Origin of the sequence: Porphyromonas sp. HMSC065F10 (assembly GCF_001808555.1) — a bacterium.
Lineage (GTDB): Bacteria > Bacteroidota > Bacteroidia > Bacteroidales > Porphyromonadaceae > Porphyromonas_A.
This window is the reverse complement of the sequence record NZ_KV793737.1, coordinates 1-5,359: the sequence shown is the minus strand read 5'-3', so window position 1 is coordinate 5,359 and position 5,359 is coordinate 1. Positions and strand designations below refer to the sequence as shown.

The following is a 5,359-nucleotide window of genomic DNA, read 5'->3' as shown; positions in this document are numbered from 1 at the left end:
TGAATCTACACCAAATGCAGATTATCGGAAGGCAGGGGCGGGGGTGCACCCCTTGCGGGTGCCCGCTCCATAGCCACAGGTCGAGGGGCGAAGCCCCGATGACCCGTGGATCAGCGGCGCATACATCCTCGACCCCTTGCGGGTCGCAGAGGGGGGCGGAAAAGTGCGACACCCTTGCGGGGTCGAGGTTAAGACATCAATCTTCCCACAGGTCATCGCCGCTATCGCGGCTCGACCAGTGGCTAAGAAACGGGGATCCCTGGCGGGATCCGGCATACCATTATGCTATCGGCTTCCTTTTGCTCACCCCTGCCGGGGTGCAGCCCACAGGTCGGACAAATCGGACGAGTCGGACAAGTCGGACGTTTTGCTCAAATACACTAAGCTCTGACAGCAATACCGGCATCCGCAAGGATGCCTATGGAGCGAGCACTCCTGGCGGGGTGCCTCTGCGATGGTCCTGCATCCCTATTTTTACCCAAATGCAGATTATCGGAAGGGGAGGGCTTACTCCCGGAGGGTGGAGGAGAAGGGGATCCGGTTCTCTATCGAGCGGCCGAGGGTGAGTTGGTCGGCGTACTCGAGGTCGTCACCGACGGAGACACCTCGGGAGAGGGTGCTGATACTGAGGTCGGGGATCTCCTTGAGGAGGCGGTAGATGTAGAAATTGGTTGTGTCGCCCTCCATGGTGGTGCTGAGGGCGAGGAGGATCTCCCTCACCCCCTCGTCCTGTACCCGCTGAGGCAGGTCGGCAAGGAAGAGGTCATCGGGGCCGATGCCGTCGATGGGCGAGATGAGCCCCCCGAGGACGTGGTATCGTCCGTGGTACCGCCCCGTCTGCTCTATCGCCAGCACCTCACGCACGCTCTCGACGACGCAGACGAGCCGGGAGTCGCGCCGGGGGTCACTGCAGATGGCGCAGAGCTCCTCATCGCAGATGTTGTGGCACTCGCTGCAGTAGTGGATGCCGTCGACGAAGTCCCGGAGGTCATCGGTGAGCCCGTGGGTGAAGCTCTTGTCCTCCCTCAGGAGGAAGAGTGCCAGCCGTAGGGCGCTCTTGCTGCCGACACCGGGGAGCCCGCCGAGCGCCCGGACGGCTCGGTCGAGGAGAGGTGAGAATTGTCCCAGGTCCTGTCTCATGCATCGATCCCGGCAAAGGTGCGCCGGCGGAGCTCGAAGTCGGTCCCGAGGTATTTCTCCCGGACGATCTCATTGGCCGCCAGCTCCTCCGCTGTTCCCTGGAAGAGGATCTTTCCCTCAAAGAGGAGGTAGGCTCTGTCGGTGATGGAGAGGGTCTCATTCACATTATGGTCGGTGATCAGCACACCGATATTGAGGCGCTTGAGTCGGGCGACGATGGACTGGATGTCCTGCACGGCGATCGGGTCGACGCCGGCAAAGGGCTCGTCGAGCATGATGAACTTAGGGTCGATGGCGAGGCAGCGCGCGATCTCCGTCCGTCGGCGCTCTCCACCGGAGAGGCGGTCACCCTGGTTGGTCCGCACCTTCTCAAGCCCAAATTCGCTGATCAGCGACTCGAGCTTCTCCTGCTGCTCCTCCTTAGTGAGCTTGGTCATCTCAAGGACGGAGAGGATATTGTCCTCCACGCTCATCTTGCGGAAGACCGACTCCTCCTGTGCCAGGTAGCTGATCCCCCGGTGCGCCCGCTTGTAGATCGGCTCCCGCGTGATGTCCTCGTCATCGAGGTAGATCCGCCCGTTATTGGGCACCACCAGCCCCACCGTCATGTAGAAGGTGGTGGTCTTCCCGGCGCCGTTGGGGCCGAGCAGCCCGACGATCTCTCCCTGAGAGACGTTGATGGAGACGTGGTTGACTACCGTGCGGCTCTTGTATTTCTTGACGAGGTCTTCAGTCCGTAGATTCATGTGACGTTATAGGAAAAGGGTACACCAGGCATCGAAGCGCTCAAGATTGTCCTGCCCGTAGCCGCGCTGCTTCTCCCGGAGGCTCTCGACGCTCTTCTCGACGGTCAGCTTCTCCACATTCCCCTTAGAGTAAAAGCAGTCGGCAAAGCAGATGATCTGCTCCTCGAGCGTGATCGGCACCATCTCCCGGTGCGGCATCTCGTAGCCCTCCCTGAGGATCTCCTCCAGCGTCACACCGGTGCCGGTATGCCGCTCGCAGACGAGAGCGTGACGGGGCAGCCCCTCCTTGCGGAGGAGGTCGGCACCGAGGGCGCCGTGCATCAGGTAGGGCTCGGTGCCGTGGCAGTCTATGCTCGGCGCATCGGTGAGGAAGATGCCGATGTCGTGGAGCATCGCCGCCTCGGCGACGAAGTCACGGTCTAAGTGCCACTCGGGATGGCGGTCGACGATGTCCAGCGCCTTTGCCGTCACCCGCTCGCTGTGGATCGTCAGGATGCGATACGCCTCCGACGCAGGGTCGTAGTACTTGCGGATCAGCTCCAGAGGGTCTACACGCTTGCTCATGGGGGTTACTTATCTGATACGAGACGGCAGTCCACGGCACCGATCGCCAGCTCGGCGCGGGCAAAGATCGGCAGCCGCTTGGCATCCCGGGTGATGTAGAGCCGCAGCGTGTCCCGATTTTTCTTAAATCCCGGGTCGCCGATGTCAAAGCTCACCTCCATCGTGCTGACCGACTTGCCCTGATACTTCCGCATCTTGTAGCCGATGAAGGTGAAGCGCCCCTCTGTCAGCTCCTTGCCGAGCGGGATGATGAATCTCTCCCCGCTCTTGGTGGCTGCCAGCTCCTCCTCGGGGATCGCCCGCACATAGGCGACCATGGAGATCAGGTCGAGCACTGCGGCACTCGTCGCATCGATGCGGCTGTCACGCGACTCCCTCAGGGTGCCGTCGTCGTGGTACTGCCTCGCACTGGTGAAGGCGGTCTTGGGGGTAAATCGGTAGGTCACCTCGTCCCGCATGCGGTACTTATTCTCATCAATCCCCTTGTAGAAGCGCTGCGGCAGCCGGTCGGCGCCGTACCAGGTCTGCATCGTGTCCCGCATGGGGAAGAAGGTCTCGACGGCATTCTTCGTCCGGAGCAGGAGCTGCGTGGTGCAGCTGCCTCCCGATGTGGGCGTGGTGGTGAGGGTGGCTGTGCCTACGCTGCCCTTGATGAAGGCAACGGAGTAGGAGAGGTCAAAGGTGAGCGTCTCGCTCCCCGCCAGCATGGGCGATGACTTGAGCCGTGCGGTGGGACCCTGCGCCGCCGCCATCCCCGAGAGGAGCGTGAGGAGCAGGATGAGGGTGTATGATCGTATGTGACGCATCCGTCGCTCTACTTCACTTGCCCGCAGCAGGTGCCGGGATGATGTCAAATCCGGTGTAGGGGCGCAGCGCCTCGGGGATGACGATGCCCTCTGGCGTCTGGTTATTCTCCAGCAGTGCGGCCACGATGCGGGGCAGGGCGAGGGCGCTGCCATTGAGCGTGTGGACGAGGTGCATCTTGCCGTCCTCGCCCTTGAAGCGACACTTCAGGCGGTTGGCCTGGAAGCTCTCAAAGTTGGATACCGAGCTCACCTCCAGCCAGCGCTCCTGTGCAGCTGAGAAGACCTCGAAGTCAAAGGTCAGCGCCGACGTGAAGCTGATGTCTCCACCACAGAGCCGGACGATGCGGTACGGCAGCTCAAGCTTCTGCACCAGCGTCTCCACGTAGCGGACCATCTGATCCAGTGCCTCGTAGGAGTGGTCGGGATGCTCGATGTGAACCAGCTCTACCTTGTCAAACTGGTGTAGGCGGTTGAGCCCCCTCACGTCCTTGCCGTAGCTCCCCGCCTCGCGACGGAAGCAGGCGGAGTAGGCGCACATGCGGATCGGCAGGCTCTTCTCCTCGACGATCTCGTCGCGGAAGATATTGGTCACCGGCACCTCTGCCGTCGGGATGAGGTAAAAGTCATCCACCTCGCAGTGGTACATCTGTCCCTCCTTATCGGGGATCTGCCCGGTGCCGAAGCCGGATGCCTCATTGACGACAAAGGGGGGCTCGATCTCTAAGTAGCCCGCCTCTCGTGCGCTGTCCATGAAGAAGCAGATCAACGCCCTCTGCAGTCTCGTGCCGTAGCCGGTGTAGACGGGGAAGCCTGCACCGGTGATCTTCACCCCCAGCTCAAAGTCGATCAGACCATACTCCTTGGCGAGCTCCCAGTGGGGCTTCTTATGGTCCGGGTGGAGGTCCGGTATCTCGCCGCCCTTCCTCTCGATGACATTGTCGTCGGCCGACTTGCCGGCGGGGACAGTCTCCGAGGGGGCATTGGGCAGGAGCACGATCGTGTCGACCTGCTGCTGCTCCAGCTCTCGCTTGCGGTCGGTCAACTCCTTGGAGCGGTTCTTGAGGCTGCTCACTCTCTCCTTGGTCGTCTCAGCCTCGTCGCGCTTGCCATCGCGCATCAGCCCGCCGATCTCTCGGGAGAGCGTATTGATCTCGGCATTGGTCTCGTCGAGCTCGCTCTGGGTCTGTCGGCGCTCCTCGTCGAGGGCGCGCACCTTGTCGATGATCGGCTCAGGGTCGACATTCTTGATCTTCAGTCTCCGGATCGCCTCATCGGTATGCTCCAGTAGGAATTCAGTCGTTAACATCTCGGATCTGTACTCTATGCTTATTGTTTCGTGATTGCTTGACGTATGTAACACACAAAGGTACCGAATAAATTCAGTACCCGGATAAGGGAAAAGTGGGTCTGGAAAGGGGGGCGATCTAATATCGGTAGCAGATCAGCCCCGTCGGTCTACCTCTTTTTCTTGCTGAGGAGGATCGACCCGATGACCAGTGCGAGCGGGATGGTGATCATCGCCACCACCGCCTCGGTAAATGATAGTTGCTTGTCCTTCATATCTGTGTATTGCGGTAAATAGCAGTCGGCTTGTGTCAGCTCAAAGGTACTGCTTTTCTCTCATAGCCCTGAAGGGCAGGGGTGCCATCGATGGTCCCAGCCTTAGATAGGGAGTCTATCGGACAAGTCGGACAAGTCGGACGAGTCGGACGGGTCGGACGGGTCGGACGTTTTGCCCAAAGACACGAAGCTCTGACGGTAATATCGGCATCCTTCGGGTGCCTCACGGAAGAGCCTCACCTGGTATACGATTACTCTAAATCTCAAGGGAGTCAACCCTCTTCGCTACTCGAAAAAAGTGTCACATGTGACAACTTTTTCGAGTAGGATTAATGGATTTAAGCCAAAAGCTCGTTTTTCTACTCGAAAAAAGTGTCACAGGCTCCGGGGAGGAGACGCCGGTCCTTAGGAGTGAGAGTGGCATCACGACCATAAGTATCTATGACTTTTTGCTCAATCCTGAGTCGCTGGAGCTGTAAGACCGTGGTGTAAGCCGGTGCGGATTGGGGTGCAGGGGTGACGCATTTGAGTTCATAGAAGGCA

5 protein-coding genes are annotated in these 5,359 nt (G+C 60.1%); all 5 read right to left on the bottom strand.

Annotated features, from left to right (window positions below):
- Window positions 1-507: 507 nt before the first annotated feature.
- Genes recR through serS form a run of 5 tightly spaced genes read right to left on the bottom strand, consistent with a single transcriptional unit; the run spans window position 508 to window position 4,562 of the window.
- The gene (gene recR, locus HMPREF2890_RS00740; protein WP_070464042.1) at window positions 508-1,140 is read right to left on the bottom strand and encodes a recombination mediator RecR; all 633 of its coding nucleotides are present in this window, start codon (window positions 1,138-1,140) and stop codon (window positions 508-510) included.
- Window positions 1,137-1,886: an LPS export ABC transporter ATP-binding protein gene (gene lptB, locus HMPREF2890_RS00735; RefSeq protein WP_070464040.1), complete on the bottom strand. Its 750-nt coding sequence runs from the start codon at window positions 1,884-1,886 to the stop codon at window positions 1,137-1,139. The genes recR and lptB overlap by 4 nt, the downstream gene beginning before the upstream one ends.
- Before the next feature lie 6 nt (window positions 1,887-1,892).
- Window positions 1,893-2,450, bottom strand: coding sequence for an HD domain-containing protein (locus tag HMPREF2890_RS00730; RefSeq protein ID WP_070464038.1), 558 nt, complete (start codon window positions 2,448-2,450; stop codon window positions 1,893-1,895).
- 5 nt (window positions 2,451-2,455) lie between these two features.
- A complete protein-coding gene (locus tag HMPREF2890_RS00725; RefSeq protein ID WP_070464036.1) occupies window positions 2,456-3,256 on the bottom strand; it encodes a DUF3108 domain-containing protein in 801 nt (266 codons plus the stop codon).
- 13 nt (window positions 3,257-3,269) lie between these two features.
- Complete coding sequence (gene serS, locus HMPREF2890_RS00720) at window positions 3,270-4,562, bottom strand: serine--tRNA ligase (protein WP_070464034.1); 1,293 nt, start codon at window positions 4,560-4,562, stop codon at window positions 3,270-3,272.
- Window positions 4,563-5,359: the final 797 nt, after the last annotated feature.

What these genes read in the sequence shown, in the direction of transcription:
- recR (WP_070464042.1), bottom strand. Translation starts at nt 1,140, where the DNA reads ATGAGACAGGACCTGGGACAATTCTCACCTCTCCTCGACCGAGCCGTC.
- serS (WP_070464034.1), bottom strand. Translation starts at nt 4,562, where the DNA reads ATGTTAACGACTGAATTCCTACTGGAGCATACCGATGAGGCGATCCGG.
- HMPREF2890_RS00730 (WP_070464038.1), bottom strand. Translation starts at nt 2,450, where the DNA reads ATGAGCAAGCGTGTAGACCCTCTGGAGCTGATCCGCAAGTACTACGAC.
- lptB (WP_070464040.1), bottom strand. Translation starts at nt 1,886, where the DNA reads ATGAATCTACGGACTGAAGACCTCGTCAAGAAATACAAGAGCCGCACG.
- HMPREF2890_RS00725 (WP_070464036.1), bottom strand. Translation starts at nt 3,256, where the DNA reads ATGCGTCACATACGATCATACACCCTCATCCTGCTCCTCACGCTCCTC.